The following is a 26677-nucleotide window of genomic DNA, read 5'->3' as shown; positions in this document are numbered from 1 at the left end:
ATTGTAAACAAACTTAAAACTAGCCGTTCTCATCTCAGTTTACATTTTTTAGTAGCTAAAGTCTTCACCCTTAGCTTTTTTAAGGATTCCTTCATGGTTTTTCAGGAACGAAACAATGCTCAAAGATAATAAACTGTTCAAAAATCTTAAGATTGCGACAAAACTTAATATTTTGCTGATCGCCATCTCGGTTATCATCATCTTGCTTAGTGGGGGATTTTTATCCCTGATTCTCTCCCATAATGCTGAACAAGTGGTCACGGATCAAGCTTTAGTGTTAATGGAAACCATGAGTGCTATTCGTAATTATACTAGCACAAAAGTTAATCCTGAATTAGCTTCTCGATTGGAGACGGATAATCAATTTTTACCCCAAACTGTGCCAGCATATGCAGCCCGTGAAGTGTTTGAATATTTTAGAGAACAAGGTGGTTATAAAGATTTCTTCTACAAGGAAGCTACCTTAAATCCGACAAATTTAAGAGATAAAGCAGATCAATTTGAAACGGAAATTGTCGAAACATTTCGCAAGGATTCTAATTTAAAACAAACAGCAGGTTTCCGCTCATTTAATAGCGGCGATATCTTTTATATTGCTCGGCCAATTAATGTTTCTAAAGAAAGCTGTTTGCGCTGTCATAGCACCCCTAATGTTGCTCCAAAAAGCTTGCTAGTCACCTATGGCAAAGATAATGGGTTTGGTTGGAAATTACATGAAGTTGTCGGTATACAAATGATTTTAGTTCCCGCGAATAAGATCTTAAAAAGTGCCAAAAAACTTCAATTTTCTGTGACCAGTATTCTCGTTGTTTGTTTGTTAGTTGCTATTATTATCATCAACTTCTTTCTGAAGATAACAGTCACAAAACCGTTGAAAAAAATGGCTCAGTTAGCCCAAAGAATTAGTACGGGAGATTTAACTCAAGAATTTGAACACCAGTTTGATGATGAAATGGGGATGTTAGCCGCTTCCCTAAACCGGATGAAAGTCAGCTTAGAAATTGCTATGGATATGTTAAATTCTGACACAGAATAATCAGATGCTATGAAATAGAAAATAGAGTAATTTCATCTCTATTTTCTTCAATTATTTGTGACTTAGTATTAACTATTCTAATCGTATTTCTAAGGCTTTTTTTGCCTCCTCACGATCATCAAAATGAATCTTTTCAGTTCCTAAAATTTGATAATCTTCATGACCTTTTCCGGCAATTAAAACTCCATCTCCTGGTTTCGCTTGTTGAATAGCCGTATAAATTGCCTCCCCGCGATCGCTAATAACTAACGGCTCTACTGGTTGAGGAATTCCTGTTAAGATATCTGCTAAAATTACTTGAGGATCTTCTGTGCGAGGGTTATCAGATGTTACTACAGAAATATCTGCTAATTCAGCCGATATTTTCCCCATTAAAGGGCGTTTAGTGCGGTCACGATCACCACCACAGCCAAAGACACATATCATTTTACCCCCAATAAAAGGACGAGCAGCCTTAAGTAAATTCTCTAAACTATCAGGGGTATGGGCATAATCAACAATCACACTAATATCTTGTTCTTCGCTAATTTGTACCCGTTCCATACGTCCGGGAACTCCTAAAAACTGGGGCAATTTTTCGATAATTGTCGTTAAATCTAACCCAAATTGTAAGACAGTTGCTACGGCGGCCAATAAATTAGATAAATTAAATTGTCCGACCAAGGGAGAATTAAAAGCAATGCTGCCTTTTGGTGTGTGTAATGTTCCCCCTACCCCTGTCGCTTGATAATTGAGATCACTGGTATAAAAATCAGCCTTTGTCTCATTGACACTATAACTCCAAACTGACCCCGAATCTAAAGTTTCCATGAGTCGTTTTCCATAGGAATCATCTAAATTAATAATTGCTCGTCCCTGTAAATATTCAGGGGTAAATAATAACTGTTTTGCCCCAAAATAATCTTCCATATTTTTATGAAAATCTAAGTGATCTTGGGTCAAATTCGTAAACACACTAACCGCAAAATCACACCCTTTAACTCGACCTTGGGCCAAGGCATGGGAACTAACTTCCATGACACAATATTGATTATTAGCTGCCACTGCTTGGGCCAGTTGTGCTTGTAATTCTGTAGCAAAGGGTGTAGTGTGAATTGCTGTTTGTTGAAATCCTGGCCAACGAGTATATAAAGTCCCTAATAACGCTGTCGGATATTGACATTGAGTGAGAAAATATTCAATTAAATGGGTGGTAGTTGTTTTCCCATTAGTTCCTGTTACCCCAATCATTTTTAATTGTTGGGTAGGATAATTATAAAATGCAGCCGCTAAGTCAGCCGCTACGGTGATCAAATCTTCGACAATGATCACACAATGATCAGAGGTTGGAGGAAATTTAGCGGCGGCTTGGGGACTAATAACGGCGGCTACTGCACCAACTTCTATCGCACTTTGCCAAAATTCACCACCATCTACACGGGTTCCTGGCATTCCAATAAATAAGTCTCCCAGTTGACAAGCATGGGAATTAGTAGAAATTCCTTTAATATCTCGTTCTAAGGCAGAATGATCGGGACTTTGCCCAATTGTGGGAACTTTAGTTAATAATTCACGGAGTTTCATCATAATCATTGTTGGTAGAGGGTTTTTAGCTGTAGATTATTAAACAGTCTTCTAAGTTCCTCATATTGTACAAACTAGGAATGCTTATAATCTATTTTTAGCAATATAATGTTCATCAAGGCTACGTCTCAACATCATTTTAATAACTGCTTCACGATTAATCTTTAATTCTGTTGCCATTGTATCAAGTTCGTTTACCATAGATTGAGGAAGATCAATATTCGTTATTATAAAATTTTGCTTTCTTCTTGGTATCATTTCATGAGGGGTTCCTACTCGCGTTGTCGAATCATCAAAATAGCGATCAATGATTTCTTCCCCTGCTTCAATTTTTTGTTCAAGTTCATCAATTGAAATATTGTTCATATTGTAACTGCGATCGCTACTCTTGTAGGTTGGGTTGAACGGAGTGAAACCCAACACATCAAGCTTAAAAAATGGGGGAAGATAATGTCAGATAACAAGGAACATAAATATGATGTTGGGTTTCGTTCCTCAACCCAACCTACGCTCGTCGGCGATCGCCGTATTTCATATTGGAGTAGCCCGCAAGCGTAACCCAAGTGCTTGCACTACCTTGAGAACAGTTGCCAATTCTGGATTACCTTCGATTGATATGGAATGTTAGCTAAAGAGTAAACAAGATACTTTAAGATTTCTTCGGTAACAATTTTTCCGTTGCCATTTTAATCACAATATACAAAATTGGTACGACAAATAAACTCAAGAAAGAAGCAATTAACATTCCTCCAAAAACAGCCGTTCCCAAGGACTGACGACTTCCTGCACCGGCCCCCGTTGCTACTACCAAAGGAAAAATCCCTAATAGGGTAGAAATTGCCGTCATTAAAATCGGTCTTAAGCGTTCTTGTGCTGCTTCTACTGCTGCTTTAACTAAGGGTAAACCTTCCTCTCGTAATTGGTTAGCAAATTCCACAATTAAGATCGCATTTTTACTGGATAAACCAATCAACATAACCAAACCAATTTGACAATAAACATCATTAGGAAATCCCCTTAATGATTGGGCTGTTAATGCTCCTAAAATAGCTAAGGGAACCGCAATAATAATGATGAAAGGATCAACATAATTTTCGTATTGGGCTGCTAATACCAAGAACACAAATAATAACCCTAACCCGAAAATAATAGGAGCTAATCCTCCTGATTCTATCTCCTCTAAAGAAGTCCCCGACCATTCATAACCAAACCCTGGTGGTAATAGCTGTTTTGAGAGGGTTTCCATCGCTTTAATAGCATTACTCGAACCCACACCAGGAGCAGGAGAACCATTAATTTCCACAGCACGAAATAGATTATAGTGAGAAATAGTTTGGGGCCCCGTTGTTGCAGTCATCGTGACTAAATTTGATAAAGGAATCATCTGACCCGTTGCCGATCGCACATATAATTTTTTCACGTCATCAGGGTTGGCACGGAATTGACTATCAGCTTGCACATAAACCCGATAGGTGCGTTGTTGTAAGGTAAAATCATTAACATAGCGCGACCCTAAAGCCGTTTGTAGGGTACTAAAAATGTCATTAATAGACACCTGAAGGGCTTGGGCCTTATTACGGTTCACTTCAATCAAAAATTGAGGTGTATTAGCTGAGAAGCTGCTAAAAACCCGGCTTAGAGCCTGATTTTGATTGGCGGCTCCCAATAATGACCCCATCACCTGCACTAAATTATTAATATCTCCCGTTCCTTGTCGATCTTGTAATTGATAGGCAAAACCGCCAAAATTCCCTAATCCTCGAATACTTGGGGGGTTAACGGGAAAAATTTGGGCTTCAGGAATTTGGCTAAATTTCCCCCATAGTTTACCAATAACAGCTTGGGCCGAATGTTGAGGGCCACGACGTTCTTTAAAAGGTTTAAGGGGGCTAAAAATAATCCCTTGGTTGGCACTATTTCCACTAAAGGAAAACCCTCCCACCGCAAAGGTTCCCTGTACATCTGGTTCTTCTAAAATTGCCTTTTCGACCTTTCGGATAACATCACTGGTGTATTGTAAAGAGACTCCTTGAGGGGCTTGAATAATAGTTATAAAGTAGCCCTGATCTTCTTCTGGCATAAAAGCGGTGGGGACGTTGATATATAACCAAACTGTTACCCCTAAAAGTAAGGTAAAAATTGCGACAACAACCCCTCGAAAATGGGCCAAGGTATTAAGCGATCGCCGATATTGTTCTGTTATCCAGTCTAAGAAATGATTAAAATAGGCAAAAATCACACCGATCCACCCTGGAAGTTTTTGACCCTTTTCCAAGATTAAGGCACATAAAGACGGGGTTAAAGTAACAGCCAGAAAGGTAGAAATAGCAATAGAAAAAGCAATAGTTAGGGCAAATTGTCGATACAATGCTCCTGTTGTTCCTGGAAAGAATGCCACAGGAACAAAAACGGCCATTAAGACTAAAGATGTGGCAATAACTGCCCCAAATAATTCCCCCATCGCTTTACTAGCAGCTTCTTGAGGAGACATATCTCCATCTTCGATATAACGACTAATTTGTTCTACAACAATAATGGCATCATCCACAACCATTCCTGTTGCTAAGGTTAGGCCAAATAAAGTCAAACTATTAATAGAAAAATCAAAGACCTTAATAAAGGCAAAAGTACCAATTAAAGCCAAAGGAATCGTTAAAGCAGGAATTAAAGTGGTTCGCCAATTCTGTAGAAAAATCAAGATCACTAAAATCACTAATCCCACAGACATAATTAAAGTTTTGACCACTTCAGATAAAGATTCTTCTACAAATTGAGTGGTATCAAAAGCCACTGCATATTGTAAATCAGGGGGAAAGAAACCCTCTAATCTTTCCATTTCTGCTTTCACTTTTTTGGCTACATCTAAAGCATTTGATCCCGTTCTTTGATAAACCCCAATACCAACGGCTTCTTGTCCTCTAAATCGTAAAAAAGAACTATAATCTTCTGCCCCTAATTCTGCTCTCCCCACATCTCTAAAATAAATTAATGAGCCATTTTCATCGGTTTTTAATAAGAGATTATCAAACTCTTTAGGATCTTTTAATTGACTAATTGCCCGTAAATCAAATTGATATTCTTGCCCTTTAACTGCGGGTTCAGCCCCAATTTTTCCCGCCCCAACCTGTAGATTTTGTTCCGATAAAGCCCTAACCACATCTTGGGTTGTTAGGCCTCGACTTGCCAAACGATTTGGATCTAACCAAAGACGCATAGCATAACGACGTTCCCCAAAAATCCGAACATTTCCAACTCCATCAATACGTTTTAAAGCATCAATTAAATATTGATCTGCATAGTTACTCAAGAAAATATTATCATAGCGATCATTGTCACTAAATAAACCAATTCCTAACAGTAAATTATTAGATTCTCGACTGACTTGTACTCCCGTGCGTTGAACATCATCAGGCAATTGAGATTGTACAATTGCCACTTGATTTTGTACATCAACAGCCGCTAAATCTTGATCTCGTGACGAATCAAAGGTAACAGTAATACTACTTGTACCACTATTACTACTGGTAGAACTAATATATCTGAGTCCTTCAACCCCATTAATTTGCCTTTCTAAGATGTTAGTTACGGCATTTTCGACTACTTCTGCACTGGCCCCGCTATAAGTTGCCCTAACTTGAACATTCGTCGGACTAATATCAGGAAAACGATCCACAGGTAGGTTTAATAAACTAATCAATCCTACTAATAAAATTAAGAGGGCGCAAACTGTTGAAAAAACAGGCCGTTTGATAAAGAAATCAACAAAATTCATGATGTTTAGGGAGTAATTTTTTAGTTACACAAGGCAAACCCTTATTAATTATTACTTCTGACTTGATTCAAGGGGTTGAATGGGCGCACCATCTTTAAGTTGAAGAATACCAGCAGTGACAATTTTTTCCCCCACTTCCAAACCGCTAATAACTTGATAATTATTCCCTTGTAAATCTCCTAATTCTACTTGTCTTTGTTGAGCCATCAATTTAGGTTCATCCTTTTTAGCAGACTCATGAGGTTTAGCCACAAAAACAAAAGTTTGTCCCCCTAAACGAGATACGGCAGTAGCAGGAATTAAAATCCCAGGACGTTGTTCCCAAATCACTTTAGCTTGAATAAATTGGCGGTTCAATAAATCTCGATTCCCATTATTAAAAGTCGCTTTCGCCAAGATTAATTGAGAATCTGCGGTAACATTGGGAGAAATAAAACTAATTTGCCCAGAGGCGATCGCTTTTCCTTGAAGGTCTAAAATTTCTACGGGTAAACCTAATCGCAGTTGAGGGGCTTTTTCTAAGGGAATAGACAAATTAAGTTCCAGCAGATTATTTTCCGTTAAGGTGGTTAAAGTATCCCCTTCTCTCACATAATCCCCAATTTCAACAGGAATATCCCCTACTATGCCTGAAATGGCCGCCATTACTTGGGTTTTGTTGGCGTTAACTTCTGCCATACGAACTTGAGCGATCGCTTCAGCCACATCTGCTTTAGCTTGGGCAATAACTTCAGATCGGGGGCCGTTTTGCAAGCGTCTCAGGTTTTGGGCTTCCCTTTCCACTGCTGCCGCTAATTCTGTCACATCAGAGCGACGACTTTTTTGTAGTTGGGATAAACGCCGTTTTGCCTGTTCTAAAGCTGCGGTGGCACTGCGAGACTGAGTTGAATATTCTTGATATTGATCCGCAGAAACGGCCCCCTCTTCCTTCAGATTTTCATAACGGGCCACCCTTTGTTGAGCTAATTCTGCTTCTGCTTGGGCTGAGTTCACTTGAGCCTCTGCTTGGGCAACTTCTTCAGGGCGACTTCCCCCTTGAGCGTTATCTAACCGAGCTTTCGCTTCCTGTAAACTGGCTTGGGCTTCGTCAATGTCTTCAGGGCGGCTTCCTGCTTGTAATTCAGCGAGTTTGGCCTGGGTACTAGCTAATTTAGCCTGAGCTTGCAGTAATTGGGCTTGCCAGTCGCCGTTGTCCAGTTTGATGATAACTTGCCCTTTGCTCACGCGATCGCCTTCTTTGACCAAAATTTGCTCGATTCTGCCTTCAATTTCTGGCTTGAGAATTACCGCACTACTGGCTTCAATTGTTCCCACCACATCGGAGGTATTTTTAATGATGTCTGGTTTGAGACTGGCTAATTTGACTGAGGTGGGCGGCGTTTTTTGGGCAAACGCCCCTGAAGTGGCCGCATTTTTTTGACTATTTAACCAGAAATTCCCCCCCAAACCTGCCCCCACAACGAGCAACAGTAAACCCAGGATAAAAGGCCAACGTCTTCGTTGTAAGTTGGACATAGGTGTGGATTCCTTTTGAACAGTGTCAGGTGAGATTATAGGTGGTTTATATTGGGTAGGGAGCATATTTTTAGATACCTAATGATAATTGTCTCAATTTTTTTGCTAAGCTGCCTTATTAATTCTTAATATAACAACTATATATATCAGTTTGATACATCAATGCTTGAACTTGCAACTTTAGGGCTATTACAAGGAGAACCGTTAAATGGCTATCGCCTTAAACAACAATTAGAATTATTTATGAGTGGCTGTATTAGTGCGAATTATGGCGCAATTTACCCATTAATGCGGCGATTGGAACAGAAAGGATTAATTTGTGTCATAATCGACCCAGAGAGTAAGCATGGGGCATCGGGCAAAATCTATCGTATTACCGCCACAGGAAAAGCCCGATGGCATCAAAAAATGATGGAACAGCCCCAGGAAAGTTGGGTTCATGCCCGTTCCCGCTTTATGATTAAATTTTTCTTTTTTAGTTATTTGGAATCAGCAGAACGCTTAAAATTATTAGAAAATCGTTTAATAAAATGTCAATCAAGACTCGCAGATAAGGATATGGAAGAATTGCCGGATGATCCCTATCAAGCGGCTGCTTGGCAAAGGTTTAAATTGGTAATTGAAACTGAAATTAGTTGGCTAAGTGAACAAATTTTGTTAGAACAAAAAAAATTAGTTTAATGGTTATTTAAAGCAAGCCAGAGGGCGCAAGCATTGGGCCCCTACCAGCGAAAAAATTGGGACGTAGGGGCGTATGGCCTACGCCCTCTCTTTGATTAGATATTAAATTCTCCAACGAAAACTAAAGATTAAACTATACTGGTTTTTATACTAATGAATTCTGTTAAGTTAACATTTGATGTTGCTTTTGAATTAGATCAAAATGTCTAAATTGTATCGGATTTGAGGTTTTTTTTGTAATTGATCTAAGCTTAACAGAGAAATTGCTGAATTTTTAAGATCTTCACCCCAATCTGTAGGATAATATTAATCTCAGATTAATCTCATAATTGATAATTAAGCTAAGCGAGTCACCATTTATAGATTCAGAGATCACGACCAACAACGGAACGCTCATCTTAACTCATGATCCAAGTCGCAACACAGTTAGAAAAAACCTGGCAAACCCGTTTAGAACAAGAGGAGACAACCTTAACTCAAGAAACGCGGGATAGTATCATTCGTTGGTTACTTGGAGAAAACCTCACGGAATGGGATAACCTGGCCTCAGAAAAACGGGCGATCGCACAACAGGGCAGAGACTATCGCTATCGTATCCTACAACAACGATATTTAGGGAAAAGTCCCACCTTAGCTTATCGTAACCTCATGAAACGCTTAGGGTCAGTGACTGTATTGCGGAATAAAATTCAAACTTGGGTATCCTTAAGCCGCGATCGCCAACGGTTGGTGACGGATGTATTACAAGAAATTATCCAAGAGATGTTAAACAGCGATCGCTATATTCAAAGTCAGATTGCTTGGATCGCTGAATGTACCTCTGATGAAAGGTTACGCAACAGTTTATTGATTACGACTTTAGAAGAATACTGTCTTCGCCCCGTCCGTAATCAACCCTTATTAGTGTATCGTTTTGTCAACTATTTACGGCGTTCTCAGCGAGGGGGAATGACTCAAGTGCCTCAACAACAAAATATTCGCCTGATTTCTGAGGAAATTAATGTAGATGAGGGCGATAATTCCATTAGTTTACTTGATGTTCAAGCGGTGAATGATTATGAAGAAATGCAGGAGTGGGAAGAAAAACAATTAATGCGCCAAAAAGTACAAGAGGAATTTGCTACTTATCTCAGGGAAAAATTAGGTCAAGAAGCCGTAGAATGGCTTAAATTGTATTTACAAGGTCACACCCAAGAAATGATCGCCCAGGAATTAAATGTTCCCATTAAAACCATTTATCGACTACGGGAAAAGGTAGGATATCATGCGATCCAAGTGTTTGCTTTGAAGGGAAATCCTGAATTAGTAGCTAATTGGTTAGAAATCTCTCCTCAAGAACATAATTTAGGCTTAACACCTCAACAATGGACAACATTTTGGACAAAATTAACCCCAGATCAACAAACAATTATTAATGGTCTTAAAGAGAATAAATCCTTAGACGATATTGGTCAATCTCTCAAGTTGAAAAAAACTCAAGTGATGAATGAATGGCGCACAGTTTATTTAAAAGCCCAATCATTACGAGGTGTTTAAATAACTTTAATAATCTTAATTATTTTTCTTCATTGGGATTATCTCGTGAAGTTGCTGATTGGGTTGAGTCTTTAGATTCTCCTTTATTAACGGCCGTAGGTCAGATAGAAACCTATTATCAACAACAATATTCATCATAAATGGTGGTCATAAACTAAAATTAATATAATCCAGATGACTAATAAAATTCTGTTTAATGCCTATAATTTAGTTTATTATTATGTTATCGCAATAGTAACAAATCAGGAGTCATAATCATGTTTGTTGGGACAACAGAAGCAGCGGAACGCCTTGGAATTTCTGGTACAAGATTGCGGGTACTACTCAAGGAAGGGAGAGTTGAAGGAGCTTATAAATCGGGGAAAATTTGGATTATTCCCCTATATAATGGGGTTCCTGTAATTACGAAACGTACTCGCGGCCCTAAACCCCGATGGACAACCAAACGAGTTCCAGCCAAGAGCATTATCCATGTCAACCGAGATGTGATAAAAAAAAACAGTGATTTGCTTAAACAAGACAAAAACAGAACAGATCTTGAACCTGTGATTGCGGTTAAGCATCGTCAACAAAATACTTATGGTCATGAGATAGCGATTAATGGCCCCTGTCGCATTACTTATCGTCCCAACGCCCCTAAATGTTTTGGCGCGACAGTTTGGATTGAAACCCTGTCTTCTGTTGATATCATCAAGGGCAATATGGCCTAAAATTGCCAATCTAGTCGGAAATAATCCACTTGGCTCTAAACTTTTCAGTAAAATCCCTGAAAGCAAAACCTTCGCCCGGATGCTACTCTAGACGAAGGAGATTATAACAAACTTGATATACTTGCTGTAGTTGTCAGCAAAAAGAGCTACAATATACAAATACTCTTGTACTATAATTTAGTTGTTTAAAGACACATTGAGGCGTTAATGGCTGCTATTACAAACAATCCCGACAAAGAGAAGGCTCTAGGCTTAGTTCTGAATCAAATTGAGCGAAATTTCGGCAAAGGCTCAATTATGCGTCTTGGCGATGCGGCGCGAATGAAGGTAGAAACCATTTCCACTGGTGCATTGACCCTAGATCTGGCCTTGGGAGGAGGACTACCAAAAGGACGAGTTATTGAGATTTATGGCCCAGAAAGTTCCGGTAAAACGACTTTAGCCCTTCATGCCCTGGCAGAAGTGCAGAAAGCGGGAGGAGTGGCGGCCTTTGTCGATGCGGAACACGCTTTAGATCCCACCTATTCAGCGGCTTTAGGGGTTGATATTAATAACTTATTAGTAGCCCAACCCGATACGGGAGAATCTGCCTTAGAAATTGTTGATCAATTAGTGCGATCAGCCGCCGTTGATGTGATCGTGATCGACTCCGTAGCTGCCTTAGTTCCCCGGGCCGAAATTGAGGGAGAAATGGGGGATACTCAAGTCGGGTTACAAGCCCGATTGATGAGTAAAGCTTTGCGGAAAGTTGCCGGAAATATCGGAAAATCTGGCTGTGTAGTCATTTTTCTCAACCAATTACGGCAAAAAATTGGGGTAACTTATGGCAGTCCTGAAGTAACAACAGGAGGAAATGCCCTAAAATTCTACGCCTCAGTACGTTTAGATATTCGTCGCATTCAAACCCTCAAAAAAGGCAGTGAAGGAGAATATGGAATTCGGGCTAAGGTAAAAGTCGCTAAAAATAAAGTTGCGCCTCCCTTTCGTATTGCAGAATTTGACATCATTTTTGGCAAAGGAATTTCCCAAATGGGTTGTATGTTAGATTTAGCAGAACAAACCGATGTAGTTAACCGTAAAGGGGCTTGGTATAGTTACAATGGCGATAACATTTCCCAAGGGCGAGATAACGCCGTTAAATATCTCGAAGATAACCCCAAAGTTGCCGAAACTATTGAACAACAGGTCAGGGAAAAATTGGAATTAGGGGCCTTGACTTTTCCCATTTCTCAAGTAGATGAAGAAGAATAAAACAACTACATTTAAGGTAAATCAATGAGGATGGATAAGTTTTTTTATTCATCCTTTTTTTGTCAAACCTATCTGTTATTACTTTGGAAGGTGAAGAATTAAGAAATGGTCTGATTAATCGCTTCGATCGCAGCTTCTAAAGCCAAAGAAATATGAGTCCAATGGGTTCCCCCCTGACAAAAAACAATATAAGGTTCTCTTAACGGCCCATCTGCTGAAAATTCCGAGGTACTGCCATCAATAAACGTGCCTCCAGCCATCACTAATTGACTTTCATACCCTGGCATAGTAGCGGGAACGGGGTCTAGATAAGATCCCACAGGAGACTGCCTTTGAATGGCACGACAAAAGGCCATTAACTTCTCAGGAGAACCCAACTTAATCCCCTGAATGATATCCCGACGGGGAACCAAAGGTAAAGGATTGACCGGATAGCCTAATTTATCAAAAACATAGGCAATTAAATGACTACCCTTGAGCGCCTCTCCCACCATTTGCGGGGCTAAAAATAACCCTTGAAATAACAAACGATTTTGATCAAAGGTTGCCCCCCCTTCACTACCTATTCCTGGGGCTGTTAACCGACAAGCAGCAGCCTCTACGAAAACTTTTTTACCCGCCAAATATCCCCCCGCAGTGACGATAGTTCCCCCTGGATTTTTAATCAGAGAACCCGCCATTAAATCCGCCCCAACTGCCGTCGGTTCTAGGTTTTCAATAAATTCTCCATAACAATTATCCACAAAGCAAACCGTCTGAGGATTTTGTTGCTTAACAATTTTAATGATTTTTTCAATATCTGAAATTGATAAACTTTGTCGCCAGGAATAACCACAAGAACGCTGAATTAGAGCTAAACGAGTGCGATCGCTGATGGCAGTTTTTAACCCTTCCCAATCGATAGTTCCTTGATCAGTTAACCCCAATACTCGGTAATTAATGTTAAAATCCATAAGGGAACCTTGACAATTTCCCCGTAAACCGATGACTTCTTCTAGGGTGTCATAGGGAGGGCCCGCAACGGCTAACATTTCGTCCCCTGGACGAAGTACCCCGAACAAGGCACAGGCGATCGCATGAGTTCCGGAGACAAATTGTACCCGAACAATTGCGGCTTCTGCTCCCATAACTTGGGCAAAAATCTCATCTAGAGTTTCTCTCCCCAAGTCATCATGACCATAACCAGTCACACTGGTGAAATGATGAACCCCAAGACGATGCTCACGGAATGCTTCTAAGGTTTTTTTGAGATTTTGCTTGACCTTATTGTCAATTTCCGAAAAAATAGGGGTAAGGGCAGTTTCTGCTTCCCTAATTAGCATTAAATTGTTCATTTGTCAACCCCAAACAAAATCTCGTTCATAATCACCGATTTAACAATTAAGTTGTTATCTTTAAGTCTTATGACTTTATCTACTTCCATTAAGTTATACCAAATTATCGTTAATTTCCACCATTTACATCACCCAAAAAACTCAAAATTGATGATTGAGTCAGGTATTAACTGAAGGACTAAGACGTTTAAAGTTTTAGCTGATTAATTTTGTTCCATTACTTTCAAATTCAGGTTACTACATGACTGTTGCCACATCTCAAAAACTTCCCCTTGAATGGTCTGTTATTTTCTACATGGCTTCGATTCACCTAGTTGCTTTGTTAGCCTTTTTACCTGGTAATTTTAGCTGGGAAGCGATTGGTGTCACCTTTCTTCTCTACTGGATAACAGGAGCTTTAGGTATCACATTAGGGTTTCATCGTTTGATTTCTCATCGCAGTTTTCAAGCCCCTAAATGGTTAGAATACTTGTTAGTTTTTTGTGGAACCTTAGCTTGTCAAGGGGGAGTGATTCAGTGGGTTGGGTTACATCGTATGCACCATAAATACTCAGACACATCACCAGATCCCCATGATTCTAACCTAGGATTTTGGTGGAGTCATGTGGGATGGATGTTACATCAAATTCCGGCTGATAAGGATATCCCTCGCTACACTCAAGATATCTATGAAGATTCCTTTTTTAAGTTTTGCCAAACCTATATGGTTCCCATTCAAATTGTTTTAGGACTGTTTCTCTATTTCTTAGGAGGATGGCCCTTTATAATCTGGGGAATTTTTGTACGTTTGGTTCTCGTTTTTCACTTTACTTGGTTTGTCAATAGTGCCACTCATAAATTTGGCTATCAGAGTCATGAATCTAATGATAATTCTCGTAATTGTTGGTGGGTAGCTTTACTTACCTTTGGGGAAGGATGGCACAATAATCATCATGCTTATCAATATTCTGCTCGTCATGGTTTGGCTTGGTGGGAAATTGATATTACCTGGATGACGATTCGCTTTTTACAAATCTTGGGACTAGCTAAAAATGTTAAGTTAGCACCAACTAATGAGAGTCATTAACTTTTCAAATCTATCAATAATTTTGCCCTTCTTCTCAAAAGAGGGGCTTTTTTTGCCTAATTTTCCCTAGATATACCCTATTCTGGAGAAGATAGTAAGTGAGCTTGACTTTACCAAACGTCATCTTTCCGCTACAGTGTGTAACAACTCTTTAACTTTTTTTAAAATTGTGAAGGGATAAATGCTTAAATACCCGTAAATTTATGAAATTTTTATCGAATCGATTAATTATCACTGGTGTGAGTCTGGGAATTTCCCTCTTTTGTCATAATATAGTCTTTGCTTCCGGTGAAAATGATTCTCATCTCAAGCGATTACCGAATAACTCTGAACATTATCTACCCCAAACACCGCAACGCTTGACGGGGTATATTTGGCCAGTCCAAGGGGTTGTAACTTCGGGTTTTGGCAAACGGTTTAATAAAATGCACACAGGAGTTGATATTGCAGGCCCGATCGGAACCCCGATTTTTGCGGCAGCTACGGGGGTTGTCGTCTTCACGGGATGGAGTCCCGAAGGATATGGTAATTTGGTGACATTGCGCCACCCTGACGGCAGTTTAAGTCTGTATGGTCACAATTCCCGTATATTAGTCAGTCAAGGACAACAGATTAAGCAAGGCGAACAAATTGCGGAGATGGGCAGTACAGGAAACAGTACCGGCCCCCATTTACACTTTGAAATTCGCCCCCAAGGTGGAGTGGCGGTTAATCCCAGGGCTTTTTTACCCACGGAAAACCCCCCTATTAGTCGTTCTCAAAATAGAGAAATTACTGAAGTTCAAGAGTATTAAGGAATTATTTCCTAACAGCGATTAGGGCGGCTTTATTTAACATTATTTATTTTTTCTGTTGCCTGTTTCCTGTTCCCTCTTTTAACAATGAAACGGAATAGAAAATAGAGGAAGTAAAGTTAACAACATAAAACGCCCATCAAAATTATCAAACCCTAAGTTATCCGACTCATCAAATAATGCTTCAATTCTTTCATTGAGTCGGTTTGCTGTATTGATATCATGAAAAGCGGCCTCAACTACTCCCAGTGGATTTAAGGTTGATATTTTATTAATTTCTTGAGCAACTATTAACAAAGATTCTGCTAAAATCAAAGGATCAACCTCTTGGGTTGCCTGGTGATCTGCTCGAATTTCTCTTAATAATAATAAGTCTTGCCACAAAGTTTCTGTATAGGGCAACCAAAAAGTGATCCGTCCTAACCAGCCTAACCAAAAAAACCAAAAGGTGTCATGATAATTAGCATGGGCTTGTTCATGGGCTATAACAGCGTTTAAATGAGCATTATCTAGGGTATCTAAAAGTCCTTGACTTACGACTAATTCTGGTTGCCAAAAGCCAATTTGTGCGCTGTAGGGAAAGGTTGTATCAAGAATTCTTGCGGTATAACCTTTAATTATTTTTTGGGGATAGTTTTGAATCTGTTGCGTAGAATACCAACCTTGATAGGTTAATTGTATCCATTTAATTAAGGCGAAACTGACAAAAATAATTGATAATAAATAACTAAACCGACTGGCTGGCCAGCCTAACATTTCCCCATGATAGCCCATTAAAATAACGGCAATAGCTGTCATTAATAATAATAATGGTGGAATTAGAAAATAAACCAGAGATCGCTGCCAACGGTTGATCCAAGGAAACAGAGATAAGGGGAAACTTAAGCGTATTCCCCAAGCTAAAACTAAGGCCATTAAAATCATCAGTGAGTGCATGGCTATGGTTTCTCCCGTTGACGACGAATGGCTTGTAAACGAGTGGCGATCGCGTCTAATTGTTCTAAGCTTGCCGTATCCAAACTCTCTGCAAATGAGGCTACCAGATCTGGGTTACTGATGGCAAGAAATTGTTGAAGTTGTTCATAAGCTTGGATCGATTTTGCTTGTTCACGGGAGACTAAAGGTTGCCAGGAAAAGGCCCGATTTTGTTTGAAGCATTTTAACCATCCTTTTTGGGTGAGACGGTTTAATACAGTAGTGACAGACGCATAAGCCAATTCTCGTTCGGGATCAGCTAAAATGCGATCATGAATTTGTTTAACCGTGGCAGTCCCTAACTCCCAAATAATTTCTAAAATTTCTGTTTCTAGAGAACCTAATGAGAGTTTTTTGGGGCGATATTCTGGTAAAGGGGCCATAGTTTAGCTCTGACAAAAATTGGATAAAAATTGTTACACTGATGATTGCTTTTATTTTACTGTTTTCTCTCCTTTTTGAATCATAAATTTTTATAAAAACCCGCCCCTAGGGATTTTTGGGAATTTATTGGGTTTGGTTTTCTACATACTCTTTAAACATTCGGGGATAAATGAGCAAAAAATATCCCCACCAAACCATAATAACCAAGGCTAAACCTAGGGTTAACCAGAGAAATTTGGTGATCAACCAAAGGCCAACAATTAACAGTATACCCGTCAAAATAATTGACCAAGGTTGACACCACCAAGGTTTATAGTCCCAAATATTTGTAGATTTAGGATCAGAAAATTCTGTCATCTAACTTATAGATTATATTTGCCTTCGGTTTCTGGGCTTTCCAGTTTTGGAAGTCCCATACTATAGTTAAGCACACGGCTTTTAAGATTGTAACTAATTTCGCCTTTTTGTAGAAGCGATCGAATAAAATGTTCTAAATCTGAGCCAATACGACGCAAATTATAGTCTGTTAGTTCTTCCCCACTACAAGCTTCTACTAATTCATCAAATTTACGATACAATTTTTGTAAGGCATCTTCATTCCAATTAAACTCATTATCAGGATCAACATCTAAGGTGAGCATATTATCATTGGGAACTAATTCATTGTTTTGAATTTCAGCAGTATAGATACGAACATGACGAGTGGTAGACTTGACTAACATAGGTGTCAGAAATGAATAGAGACTTCTATTGAGATGGTAATGGTTTCTGAAAAAAAGAGCAATTAAACCATTCTCAATAAATGAGGGGATAATGACTTGACATCCTCACGCGCCCTAAAAGGGCGGTGATTCCGAAACCTCACGATTTAGGTTTCTGATTCATTCACCGTTGCATTCCACAGTTAAAAACCATGTACCGTCTTACACAGAGTCCACAGACTTTTATCCCATTTCAGAGATCCGATCCCGATAGCCCATCGGTACGGTTTCAGCTTAAGCTTTCTTACGAAAGGTGCTTCGTAGGGGAAACCCCCAAGACCGCACTTTCGCGCTTTTGTACTTGTTGCTTAAGGTTTTTACCTGTACAAGCATTTCTGTACAGAACCCCCTAACCCTAGTTTTCAAGGTGCATTGCCTACTGCTTAGTTTTCGCTTTTCGGCAGTTCAACTATATCATAAAAAATATAAAGCCGTCCTTATAGGACGGGGTTTCTACCCAAATTTTCGATGATAATGTTTCCCCTCCGCTAAAAATCTACTTACTTCCTGCTTTCACACATTGTTCAACCAAGGGAAGTACGGCCTCAACATCTTTCCAACCAAGAATTTCTGTCACCTTTTTTTCCAGGTTTTTATAAGTACGGAAAAACTCGGCAATTTCGTCTAAGCGGTGAGGTGCAATATCTTTGAGAGACTTGACTCCAACATAACGAGGATCTTTATCGGGAACACAGAGAACTTTTTCATCCCGATCGCCACCATCAATCATTTCTAACATTCCAATGGGACGGGCCGTAATTACACAGCCAGGAAAAGTAGGTTGATCCATCAATACCATACCATCTAAGGGATCTCCATCATCCGCTAAGGTATTAGGGATAAACCCATAGTCATAGGGATACTGTACTGAAGCATAGAGTACCCGATCTAAGGCAAAGGCATTAAGATCTTTGTCAAATTCGTATTTATTCTTACTCCCTGCAGGAATTTCAATTAATACATTGATTAAACCAGGTTTCGGTTGGGCCGGAATGCGCGTTAAGTCCACAACTCTCTCCGAATGCTTTACAAGATTAGCTTAATTAGGGACGATTTTATCCCTAGCTGCTTATTTTACAATGGGGCTGCTCATTTTCGAGAACTTATCTTTAACTTAGCGATGATAATAATCACACCTTGAGGGTGATCTTCCCCATTGAGGCTAAGGGATTAAGCAGACATAATGTATACAGGATTCAAAAAGCGGGTGCATACAACAGCAAAGGTTATTTATTGTTTTAGCAGTAAATAGCCCCTTTTTTTTGTTTACTACTGAATAAACCCACGGATGAGTTGATCATATAAAATTAAGGAAGACTTAGCCAATCTTAGTATCATTATGTCTGCTTCTGACGTACAACCCCCCGAATCCTATCGCAAGGAAGATATTCAAGAAATTCTGCACTTGGCGATCGCCCGCAAAACTGAGGGAGAGGAGTTATCTCGTACCCAACTTTGGGAAATTGCGGCAGAATTAGAGATTGATCCAGAATCTCTACAAATTGCTGAACAAGATTGGTTATCCCAAAAACAACGTCAACACAAACGAATAGAGTTTGATCGGTATCGACGGGAACAATTAAAGCAAAAAACCGTCAGATATACGATTATTAATGCTTTTTTGATGCTGATTAATTTCTTGGGTGCTGGCACGTTATCTTGGTCATTATACCTATTATTATTGTTAGGATTACCCTTAGCCTTAGATACTTGGAAAACTTGGCAAACTGAAGGGGAAGCCTATGAACAAGCTTTTCAACAATGGTATTTTAAGAAGGAGATCAAAGAATCCGTTTCTAGTGTTTGGAATAAGATTAAGAAAGCTTGGCTGTCTTAATCATTCCCTTGAGATTGATTGAAGATCAGTCCTGGGGGGAGTACAATCAAAATAAGGGTGATTATAGGTGAAAAAATGGCGGTTAAACTAAACAAACCGATTTTGGTTGCTGGTGTTGGTCTTTCCTTTTTGTTATGGCTTGGGGAAAGTCTTCATCAAGAGATTTTAGCATTCGGAGAATGGGGACTCTTGGGGTTAATGGCCCTGGGAAGTGGAGTCTGGTGGTGGCAACAAAAAACACAAGAATTGCCAACTCTTAAGCCAATTTCTCCCTTAACTTTAGAAGATGCAAATCAGGCGATCGCTAAGACACAAACTCTATTAGATTATATAGTTAAAGAATGCCCCAATTCTAACATCTCTAGTCTACAACAAAAATTAAGCCGATTACCGAGCAGATTTAATCAATCAGTTGTTTCTCTTGGTTTAGTTGGGGTAAAAAACACAGGAAAAACGACCATAAAATCATTATTAAATGCTCAAAATATAGATATTAATCTTGATTTTATTGAAATTGAATCCTTACTAATAGATGACAAAAATAAGCCAATTATTTCGGATTTTATTTTATTTTTAACCACAGGAGATTTAACAGAATCTGAATGGCAAATAATTCAACAATTACAGCAAAATCATCAACGCTGTTTAATTGTTTTCAATAAACAGGATCAATATATTCCTGAAGAAAGACTATTGATTTTACAACAATTACAGCAACGGGTAAAATCAATTATTCCAGCAGAAGATGTTATTTCTATTAATTGCATTCAAACTGAATTAAAAGTTCGGCAATATCAAACCGATGGATCACAGCAAGAATGGATAGAAAATCAGCCGCCCAAAATTGAGCCATTAGTTAAACGAATTAAAGTTATTTTAGAAGAAGAAAGACAACAATTAATCTGGGGAAATATTTGGCGTGAAGCAGTAGAAATTAAACAAGAAGCTAAAGAAATACTCAATCAAATTCGACGTGATCTCGCCCTTCCTTTAATAGAACAATATCAGTGGATAGCTGCGGGAACTGCTTTTGCGAACCCAGTTGCAGCTTTAGATTTATTAGTAACGGCGGCAATTAATACGCAAATGGTTCTTGATTTAAGTAATATTTATAACCTAAAATTCTCCCTAGCTCAAGGACAAACAGTTTCTGCAAAAATTGCTAAAGTAATGGTACAATTAGGAGTAGTTGAATTGTCTACCCATGCCATTAGTGGGTTATTAAAAAGCAATGCAGTCACTTATGTTGCAGGGGGAGTAACCCAAGGCATTAGTGCAGCTTATTTAACCCGTCTAGCTGGCTTAAGTTTAGTTGAATATTTTCAAGAACAAGACATTAATACATCTGGGAATCAAAAAATAGATTTAGAAAAATTATCCCAAAAATTAAAACAAGTCTTTGAGCAAACCAAGCGAACAGAATTACTGCAAAACTTAGTTAAACAGGCCATTCCTAAATTAACATAAATTCTCAATACTATTAATTACACAGCCAGGGCGGGTTTATCTAACTTATTTGTGAGTATCATAACTACTGTAAAAAACCCGCCCCTACAATCTTTTGTATAATTAATTAAGTGATTACTGTGGGTTTATCCCGTCCCGTAAACTTCTTAATTTGGGCAATTTCTTCCGCTAATTGAATTAAGGGAGATAAAGCGGCTTGGGTATCCACATCATGCTTGCTGGCATCAGGTTCATAACTTTCGACATAAACCCGTAAAGTTGCCCCTTTTGTCCCTGTTCCTGATAAACGGAAAATAATCCGAGAACCATCGGTAAACCCGATCCGAATGCCTTGTTTTTGACTGATACTGCCATCAACCGGATCAGTATAAGAAAAGTCATCAGCATAAGCTACTTTATAGCCACCGTAAGACTTTCCTGTCATATCTTGAACCATAGATCTGAGAAGCTTCATTAATTCATTAGCGGGGCCGGACTCCACTTCTTCATAATCATGGCGAGAATAAAAATTGCGTCCATATTCTTGCCAATGATCTCGCACAATTTTTTCAACGGACTCACCCTTAACCGCCAAAATATTGAGCCAGAAAAGTACTGCCCACAGACCATCTTTTTCTCGAATATGATTTGATCCCGTCCCGAAACTTTCCTCACCACAAAGGGTGACTTTACCCGCATCTAATAAATTACCAAAGAATTTCCAACCCGTCGGCGTTTCATAACAGTCAATGCCTAATTTTTCTGCCACTCGATCTGCTGCGGCACTGGTAGGCATAGATCGGGCCACCCCTACTAAACCATCCTTATAACCAGGCACTAGGGTAGCATTAGCGGTTAAGACTGCCAGACTATCGCTAGGGGTAACAAAGAAATTGCGCCCTAAAATCATATTGCGATCGCCGTCTCCGTCAGACGCGGCCCCAAAGTCTGGAGCATCATCTCCGAACATGATTTCAACAAGATCATGAGCATAAACTAAGTTAGGATCAGGATGTCCTCCCCCAAAATCTTCTAAAGGTGTGCCGTTTTGTACCGTTCCTATGGGGGCCCCTAAATGTTTCTCAAACAAAGCATGAGCATAAGGGCCGGTGACAGCATGGAGAGAGTCCATACACATTCTAAACTTGCCAGAACTCAGGAGAGCCTTAATTTTGTCAAAATCAAACAATGTTTGCATTAACTCCACATAGGGAACCACAGAGTCAAGGACTTCCACATCCATCGTCCCTAATTTAAAGGAACCAGGGCGATCAAGATTAATGTCTGCCGCTTCGAGTATTTTGTATTCTGTAATAGCTTTAGTGCGGTCATAAATGGCATCTGTGACCTTTTCTGGGGCAGGGCCACCATTGCTCACATTGTACTTAACCCCAAAATCCCCATTAGGGCCACCAGGGTTATGACTCGCGGAGAGAATAATGCCCCCCAAGGCGTTATATTTGCGAATAACAGTAGAGGCGGCCGGGGTCGAGAAAATGCCAGCACATCCCACTAAAATGCGTCCAATATTGTTGGCTGCAGCCATTTTTAGGATAACTTGAATGGCTTGGCGGTTATAATAACGGCCATCACCTCCCACTACAAGGGTTGATCCTTCAACACCGTCTAAACTATCAAAGATAGACTGAATAAAATTCTCTAAATAATGGGGCTTTTGGAAGACAGGAACGGCTTTACGGAGTCCAGAGGTTCCTGGTTTTTGATCGTCAAAAGGCGTTGTCGCAATAGTACGAATTGTCATAGTGCCATTAGACCTGAAAACAGTATTTTTCTATACCCTTAAATGGTTTGGGGCATGATTTATAATTACTTTACCTTTATTTAGCTTTAAAAATCGTTGTCATCATGGGTTAATAAAGATATGTCTGTCCAAAAACTCTGTAGGGGCATGGCATCAGTAAGTTATAGAATCCCACCATTAAATTAATTTTGCCGTAACAAAACCCCTTGTCAAACTTGACTTGACATGATATTATATAGATAATGGAGAAGCCTTACGCCTATAACCCCTTGTTGGGAGTCGCAAAAGGATAGAACTTAAACAGAGGTTATTAAAAGAGGGCGAATGCAATTCGCCCCTACAATAATATTATTTCCCCAATGGTAGGGGCGCATTGCGTGGGCCCAAATGTAACATTTGATTTCTAGGATTGCTGTTTTTAGGGTTTCTTTGAGCAGATTTTTGTCTAATGAAAGTTCAGTCATTCCTTGTTCTCTTGGGTTAATTTGGCTTTAAAAATCGCTTCTATTACATTAACTACAGTGTTCGTCATCTTGACTTCACAATCTTTACTATAGAACTTAAGCAGCTACAGTTGTTTTCTTATTGGGACGATGTGCTGGCGAACCTGTTAACATTCCTGAGACACTAATATCCTCATCTATATCAGGCCAATGTATCCCTTCTCCATCACCAAGAATTTCAAAATTCTGTCGTTGTTCAGGGGATGCTTCTGATAAACGCCATGACCAGACTAAAGGTACACTAATAGTTCTTCCATCTACTAGAATAGCAATAATTTCATCGTCGGTAATTTGAACGTTTAATAAGCGTGGTTCTATGACATTAACTACAGTGTTCATTCCATGCCTCCAGAATTTTAGTAAGATTGGATTTAATTATTCGTCGAATGATGTTTAATTCTTGGGATGAGAAGCCATGATTTTTGCTTAAAGAAATTGGTTCTAGCCAAAATTTACAGATTAGTTTTTCTTGTTGAATATGAACGTGCTTAGGTTCTCCACAGTCAAAACTGTAAAAAAAAGCGGTAAGGGCCGGGAATATTTTTGATGCTTGGCATTGAATTATCAATGATTACAAGTTTTCTTTAATATTACTCCTCTTTCTCCTCCTCCTTCAACTCAGGATGCACTTGTTCTGCATAAACCGTTAAAACCTTGGCCAACGACTCCACCTCACAATCTTTACTCGGACATTTTTGAGTCGCTTTGAGTGCTTGTCCCCAATTTTTTAGGTTGGCCTCAGCCTCTGCGATCGCAATTAAGGCATTAGCTTTAGAATCTGAATCTTCAAGGGACTCAGCAGCCATTAAAGCTTGTCCGAGAAGCTTTTGAGCATCTGGTAATTGGTTTAACTTGCCATATGCGACCGCGATCTCCCTTAAGGCATAAGCTTTATCAGATGAATTTTGAATGGAGTTAGCAGCCATTAAAGCTTGTCCGAGAAGCTTTTGAGCCTCTGGTAATTGGTTCAACTTGCCATAAGCGACCGCGATCTCCCTTAAGGCATAAGCTTTATCAGATGAATTTTGAATGGAGTTAGCAGCCATTAAAGCTTGTCCGAGAAGCTTTTGAGCCTCTGGTAATTGGTTTAACTTGCCATATGCGACCGCGATCGCCCTTAAGGCATAAGCTTTATCAGATAAATTTTGAATGGAGTTAGCAGCCATTAAAGCTTGTTGGAGAAGGTTTTGAGCCTCTGGTAATTGGTTTAACTTGCCATATGCGACCGCGATCGCCCTTAAGGCATCAGCTTTAAAATATGAATTTTCAAGGGACTCAGCAGCCATTAAAGCTTGTTGGAGAAGGTTTTGAGCCTCTGGTAATTGGTTTAATTTGCCTATAGCTTCGGCGATCGCAGTTAAGGCACTAGCTTTAGAAGATGAATCTTGAATAATGGACTCAGCCGCCTTTAAAGCTTGTCCGAGAAGCTTTTGAGCATCTGGTAATTGATTTAACTTGCCATATGCGACCGCGATCGCAGTTAAGGCACTAGCTTTATAAGATGAATCTTCAAGGGACTCAGCCGCCTTTAAAGCTTGTCCGAGAAGCTTTTGAGCATCTGGTAATTGGTTTAACTTGCCTATAGCGACCGCGATCGCACTTAAGGCACTAGCTTTAGAAGATGAATTTTGAATGGAGTTAGCAAATTTAGTCGCTTTGTCAAATTGTCGATCCTTAGCAAAGGCTGCCACCGCTTGCGCTTGAGAGTTAGCACTGCTTTGTTGAGTGGTATTAGCCAACTTCCAGCGAATTTGAGTTAATTGTCCCGTAGTCGTATGGTTAAACCATCCCCAAATTCCCATGACTAAAACAACAATAGCCCCAAAAATTCCAAAATTCCGATAAATGCGCCGCTTACTCTTTTGGATAAGTCTTTCTTTTTGTGGCTGCCTGTCTCCCCACATTAAATAGGATTTCTGCTGTTCAATTAACCACAACTCCCGTAAATTCAATAAATAACGGGGATTATAATTACTATCTATCCAGATTTTCACTTGTTTATTGAGTAATTCATTGGCTTTATATGCCTTGGGTAAAATCTTTCCTGATAGTTTAAGAACAGCCGGAATCATGCGCTCATGAGCTAATTGATAAACCGTTTCATCCTCATGTCTTAGGGGCATAATTAAACGTTCTTGTTCTAGCCAACGGATGGCATCTTTAACCTCTTTTGTCCCCATTGTGCCTAGTTTTTCCTGCAATTGAACCAGAGTAAATGAACCCGATCTTGTCAATCCATTGGAGTCTATTAACTCTAAAAGTAGCTTCATAATCGCTTCTTTTTGGGCTGCGGTGGCTGATTGTTCTCGCAGGGTTAACCGTTCCTCTAAATATTGATACAATAAGCCTTCAAATCTGCCAATTTTATTGAGAGCAATTTTGTCAAATTTGCGGTTTTCAGTGGTTTTTTGATTGCCAATAACTAAAGAGAGAATTTGTATATCTACAGGAGAAATCGGCTCATCTGATTTATCTTTGCCTTGATCAATTAATTCTTGTTCAACAAATGATTGAATATCCTTGCGCTCAAATTCTATATTTTCCGTATTAGCAATCACTTCTAAAACATTAGTTGCCTGTTCCACAGAGAATTTCTTTAACTTAATATTATTCTTAGAATCGAGAGAATAATCTAAAAATTGCTGAATTTCATATTGTTGATAAAACAAATCTGAGCGAAAACTCATTAAAATCTTGACAGGAATTTCCTCATTTTGATACCAATTTTTTAAAGCATTAATAAAAGGATGACGAGCATCTGCTGATTGATAATGAACGAAAAACTGCTCAAATTGATCGAAAAATAGAATTAAAGATTTTTCAGCAATTCTAATACTTTCATTGAAAACATCGATCAAATCTAATTGCTCAATTTCTTCAATAGATAAATTCAAGTTTAACTCTCTATTTAAAGTCTTTTTGATAGTTATTAAAGGATCTTTATCACTAAACTGAATATAAATTCCTTGATCCCTATCTATTTTAGTCAATTCAGGAATTAAACCCGCTTGCAAAAAAGAAGTTTTTCCACATCCCGACTCACCCCATAAAATCCCAATTCTAAAGTTAGCATCATTGAGAATTCTTAGACAATTTTTTATATCTTGATTCCGTTCCAACTGACTAAAAATCTCAGCATCTGTTGCAGTAAAAGACAATAAACCTTTAATTGCCTGACGTTCAACAGGAGTTTGTGCTGTATCCTTAGATAAAGGAGGCATGGTAATCACAGCAACAGCGATCGCCGCTAAAAAAATCACTCCTACAACTACCCAAAAAATTGAAGAATAAAATTCTGGAAGTTGAAAACTAAATGCACTATTCAAAAATTGAGGAACTATTCCCCCTGGTGTACAAAATAAAATTAGGACAACATTAATCAATAACAGTAAAGTAAACCAATTTCGTCTACGAATTAATTCAGCTATCCATTGCACAAACTTAGATAATGTTTCCGTTGTTTGTTGAACTGTTTCTACTGTTTGCTTTTCAGGATGCTCTGGGGATTCAGGCATATAATAAACCTGCAATTTGGTTATAATTAATAATAGGCTAAAGCCTAATTCTACAAGAACTAAGTCCGCCTTCGCGGACTAAATTCTACGAAAGTGGGCAACCTTTGTTTATCTAGCTTAACTCTTTAGAGTTAAGGTCACTGACACAGCTAATTTTGTGTACGAGAATTGGCGTTTTGTTGGGTTTCGTGCCTCAACCCAACCTACAACCTATAATTTAACCATATCAACTTATC

General features: G+C 39.1%; 25 protein-coding genes. 10 read left to right on the top strand and 15 right to left on the bottom strand.

Annotated elements, in window-relative coordinates; translation table 11 throughout:
* Positions 1-115: 115 nt before the first annotated feature.
* Entirely contained in the window at positions 116-1036 is a 921-nt protein-coding gene (locus VB691_RS06320) for a c-type heme family protein (RefSeq protein WP_323290625.1), read from the top strand.
* 72 nt (positions 1037-1108) lie between these two features.
* Here VB691_RS06320 and VB691_RS06315 read toward each other — a convergent pair whose 3' ends face one another.
* Positions 1109-2602, bottom strand: a complete 1494-nt coding sequence (locus VB691_RS06315; RefSeq protein WP_323290624.1) for a UDP-N-acetylmuramoyl-L-alanyl-D-glutamate--2,6-diaminopimelate ligase — start codon at positions 2600-2602, stop codon at positions 1109-1111.
* Positions 2603-2683: 81 nt separating this feature from the next.
* On the bottom strand, positions 2684-2965 hold the full coding sequence (locus VB691_RS06310; RefSeq protein WP_323290623.1) for a hypothetical protein: 282 nt from the start codon (positions 2963-2965) through the stop codon (positions 2684-2686).
* Between the two features lie 109 nt (positions 2966-3074).
* Between VB691_RS06310 and VB691_RS06305 the strand changes: the two genes are divergently transcribed.
* A complete protein-coding gene (locus VB691_RS06305; protein ID WP_323290622.1) occupies positions 3075-3227 on the top strand; it encodes a hypothetical protein in 153 nt (50 codons plus the stop codon).
* Positions 3228-3248: 21 nt separating this feature from the next.
* Here the strand turns inward: VB691_RS06305 and VB691_RS06300 are convergent, their stop codons facing one another.
* Together VB691_RS06300 and VB691_RS06295 are read right to left on the bottom strand one after the other, a co-directional pair.
* Positions 3249-6371: an efflux RND transporter permease subunit gene (locus VB691_RS06300; protein ID WP_323290621.1), complete on the bottom strand. Its 3123-nt coding sequence runs from the start codon at positions 6369-6371 to the stop codon at positions 3249-3251.
* Positions 6372-6422: 51 nt separating this feature from the next.
* The gene (locus tag VB691_RS06295; RefSeq protein ID WP_323290620.1) at positions 6423-7886 is read right to left on the bottom strand and encodes an efflux RND transporter periplasmic adaptor subunit; all 1464 of its coding nucleotides are present in this window, start codon (positions 7884-7886) and stop codon (positions 6423-6425) included.
* A gap of 162 nt (positions 7887-8048) precedes the next feature.
* Here VB691_RS06295 and VB691_RS06290 point away from each other — a divergent pair, with 162 nt between their 5' ends.
* From VB691_RS06290 to recA, 4 genes are all read left to right on the top strand, one after another.
* The gene (locus VB691_RS06290; protein ID WP_323290619.1) at positions 8049-8567 is read left to right on the top strand and encodes a PadR family transcriptional regulator; all 519 of its coding nucleotides are present in this window, start codon (positions 8049-8051) and stop codon (positions 8565-8567) included.
* A 405-nt stretch (positions 8568-8972) separates the two neighbouring features.
* Positions 8973-10103, top strand: coding sequence for a HetZ-related protein 2 (locus tag VB691_RS06285; protein WP_323290618.1), 1131 nt, complete (start codon positions 8973-8975; stop codon positions 10101-10103).
* Positions 10104-10360: 257 nt separating this feature from the next.
* A complete protein-coding gene (locus tag VB691_RS06280) occupies positions 10361-10813 on the top strand; it encodes a DNA-binding protein (RefSeq protein ID WP_323290617.1) in 453 nt (150 codons plus the stop codon).
* Between the two features lie 207 nt (positions 10814-11020).
* A complete protein-coding gene (gene recA / locus VB691_RS06275) occupies positions 11021-12064 on the top strand; it encodes a recombinase RecA (RefSeq protein WP_323290616.1) in 1044 nt (347 codons plus the stop codon).
* A 98-nt stretch (positions 12065-12162) separates the two neighbouring features.
* Here the strand turns inward: recA and VB691_RS06270 are convergent, their stop codons facing one another.
* The gene (locus VB691_RS06270) at positions 12163-13398 is read right to left on the bottom strand and encodes a methionine gamma-lyase family protein (protein WP_323290615.1); all 1236 of its coding nucleotides are present in this window, start codon (positions 13396-13398) and stop codon (positions 12163-12165) included.
* A 241-nt stretch (positions 13399-13639) separates the two neighbouring features.
* Here VB691_RS06270 and VB691_RS06265 point away from each other — a divergent pair, with 241 nt between their 5' ends.
* Positions 13640-14464 carry an acyl-CoA desaturase gene (locus VB691_RS06265; RefSeq protein ID WP_323290614.1) on the top strand — a complete coding sequence of 275 codons (825 nt, stop codon included), beginning with the start codon at positions 13640-13642 and terminating at the stop codon, positions 14462-14464.
* 203 nt (positions 14465-14667) lie between these two features.
* Entirely contained in the window at positions 14668-15258 is a 591-nt protein-coding gene (locus tag VB691_RS06260; protein ID WP_323290613.1) for a M23 family metallopeptidase, read from the top strand.
* An 81-nt stretch (positions 15259-15339) separates the two neighbouring features.
* On the opposite strand, the gene VB691_RS06255 is transcribed toward VB691_RS06260, so the two are convergent.
* From VB691_RS06255 to VB691_RS06235, 5 genes are all read right to left on the bottom strand, one after another.
* A complete protein-coding gene (locus VB691_RS06255) occupies positions 15340-16194 on the bottom strand; it encodes a M56 family metallopeptidase (protein ID WP_323290612.1) in 855 nt (284 codons plus the stop codon).
* 2 nt (positions 16195-16196) lie between these two features.
* Positions 16197-16616 (bottom strand): BlaI/MecI/CopY family transcriptional regulator, encoded by a 420-nt coding sequence (locus tag VB691_RS06250; protein ID WP_323290611.1) that lies wholly within the window; start codon positions 16614-16616, stop codon positions 16197-16199.
* 124 nt (positions 16617-16740) lie between these two features.
* Complete coding sequence (locus tag VB691_RS06245; RefSeq protein ID WP_323290610.1) at positions 16741-16974, bottom strand: DUF6737 family protein; 234 nt, start codon at positions 16972-16974, stop codon at positions 16741-16743.
* 5 nt (positions 16975-16979) lie between these two features.
* Positions 16980-17339: an NAD(P)H-quinone oxidoreductase subunit M gene (locus VB691_RS06240; protein WP_323290609.1), complete on the bottom strand. Its 360-nt coding sequence runs from the start codon at positions 17337-17339 to the stop codon at positions 16980-16982.
* A 535-nt stretch (positions 17340-17874) separates the two neighbouring features.
* On the bottom strand, positions 17875-18387 hold the full coding sequence (locus VB691_RS06235; protein ID WP_323290608.1) for an inorganic diphosphatase: 513 nt from the start codon (positions 18385-18387) through the stop codon (positions 17875-17877).
* Between the two features lie 330 nt (positions 18388-18717).
* Between VB691_RS06235 and VB691_RS06230 the strand changes: the two genes are divergently transcribed.
* Both VB691_RS06230 and VB691_RS06225 read left to right on the top strand, forming a co-directional pair.
* Positions 18718-19215 carry a 2TM domain-containing protein gene (locus tag VB691_RS06230; protein WP_323290607.1) on the top strand — a complete coding sequence of 166 codons (498 nt, stop codon included), beginning with the start codon at positions 18718-18720 and terminating at the stop codon, positions 19213-19215.
* 75 nt (positions 19216-19290) lie between these two features.
* Positions 19291-20682: a DUF697 domain-containing protein gene (locus VB691_RS06225; RefSeq protein ID WP_323290606.1), complete on the top strand. Its 1392-nt coding sequence runs from the start codon at positions 19291-19293 to the stop codon at positions 20680-20682.
* Between the two features lie 106 nt (positions 20683-20788).
* On the opposite strand, the gene VB691_RS06220 is transcribed toward VB691_RS06225, so the two are convergent.
* From VB691_RS06220 to VB691_RS06205, 5 genes are all read right to left on the bottom strand, one after another.
* Positions 20789-22423: an alpha-D-glucose phosphate-specific phosphoglucomutase gene (locus VB691_RS06220; RefSeq protein ID WP_323290605.1), complete on the bottom strand. Its 1635-nt coding sequence runs from the start codon at positions 22421-22423 to the stop codon at positions 20789-20791.
* A gap of 296 nt (positions 22424-22719) precedes the next feature.
* Positions 22720-22887, bottom strand: a complete 168-nt coding sequence (locus tag VB691_RS06215) for a hypothetical protein (protein WP_323290604.1) — start codon at positions 22885-22887, stop codon at positions 22720-22722.
* A 96-nt stretch (positions 22888-22983) separates the two neighbouring features.
* Complete coding sequence (locus VB691_RS06210) at positions 22984-23265, bottom strand: DUF2442 domain-containing protein (protein ID WP_323290603.1); 282 nt, start codon at positions 23263-23265, stop codon at positions 22984-22986.
* Positions 23249-23494: a DUF4160 domain-containing protein gene (locus VB691_RS25815; RefSeq protein ID WP_416244772.1), complete on the bottom strand. Its 246-nt coding sequence runs from the start codon at positions 23492-23494 to the stop codon at positions 23249-23251. Before VB691_RS25815 ends, VB691_RS06210 begins: the two co-directional genes overlap by 17 nt.
* A 22-nt stretch (positions 23495-23516) precedes the next feature.
* Positions 23517-26441 (bottom strand): tetratricopeptide repeat protein, encoded by a 2925-nt coding sequence (locus VB691_RS06205; protein WP_323290602.1) that lies wholly within the window; start codon positions 26439-26441, stop codon positions 23517-23519.
* Between the last annotated feature and the right edge of the window lie 236 nt (positions 26442-26677).

It is taken from the genome of Crocosphaera sp. XPORK-15E, from assembly GCF_034931425.1.
Lineage (GTDB): Bacteria > Cyanobacteriota > Cyanobacteriia > Cyanobacteriales > Microcystaceae > UHCC-0190.
The sequence above is the reverse complement of the archived record's forward strand: the minus strand, read 5'-3'. Positions and strand labels throughout refer to the sequence as shown.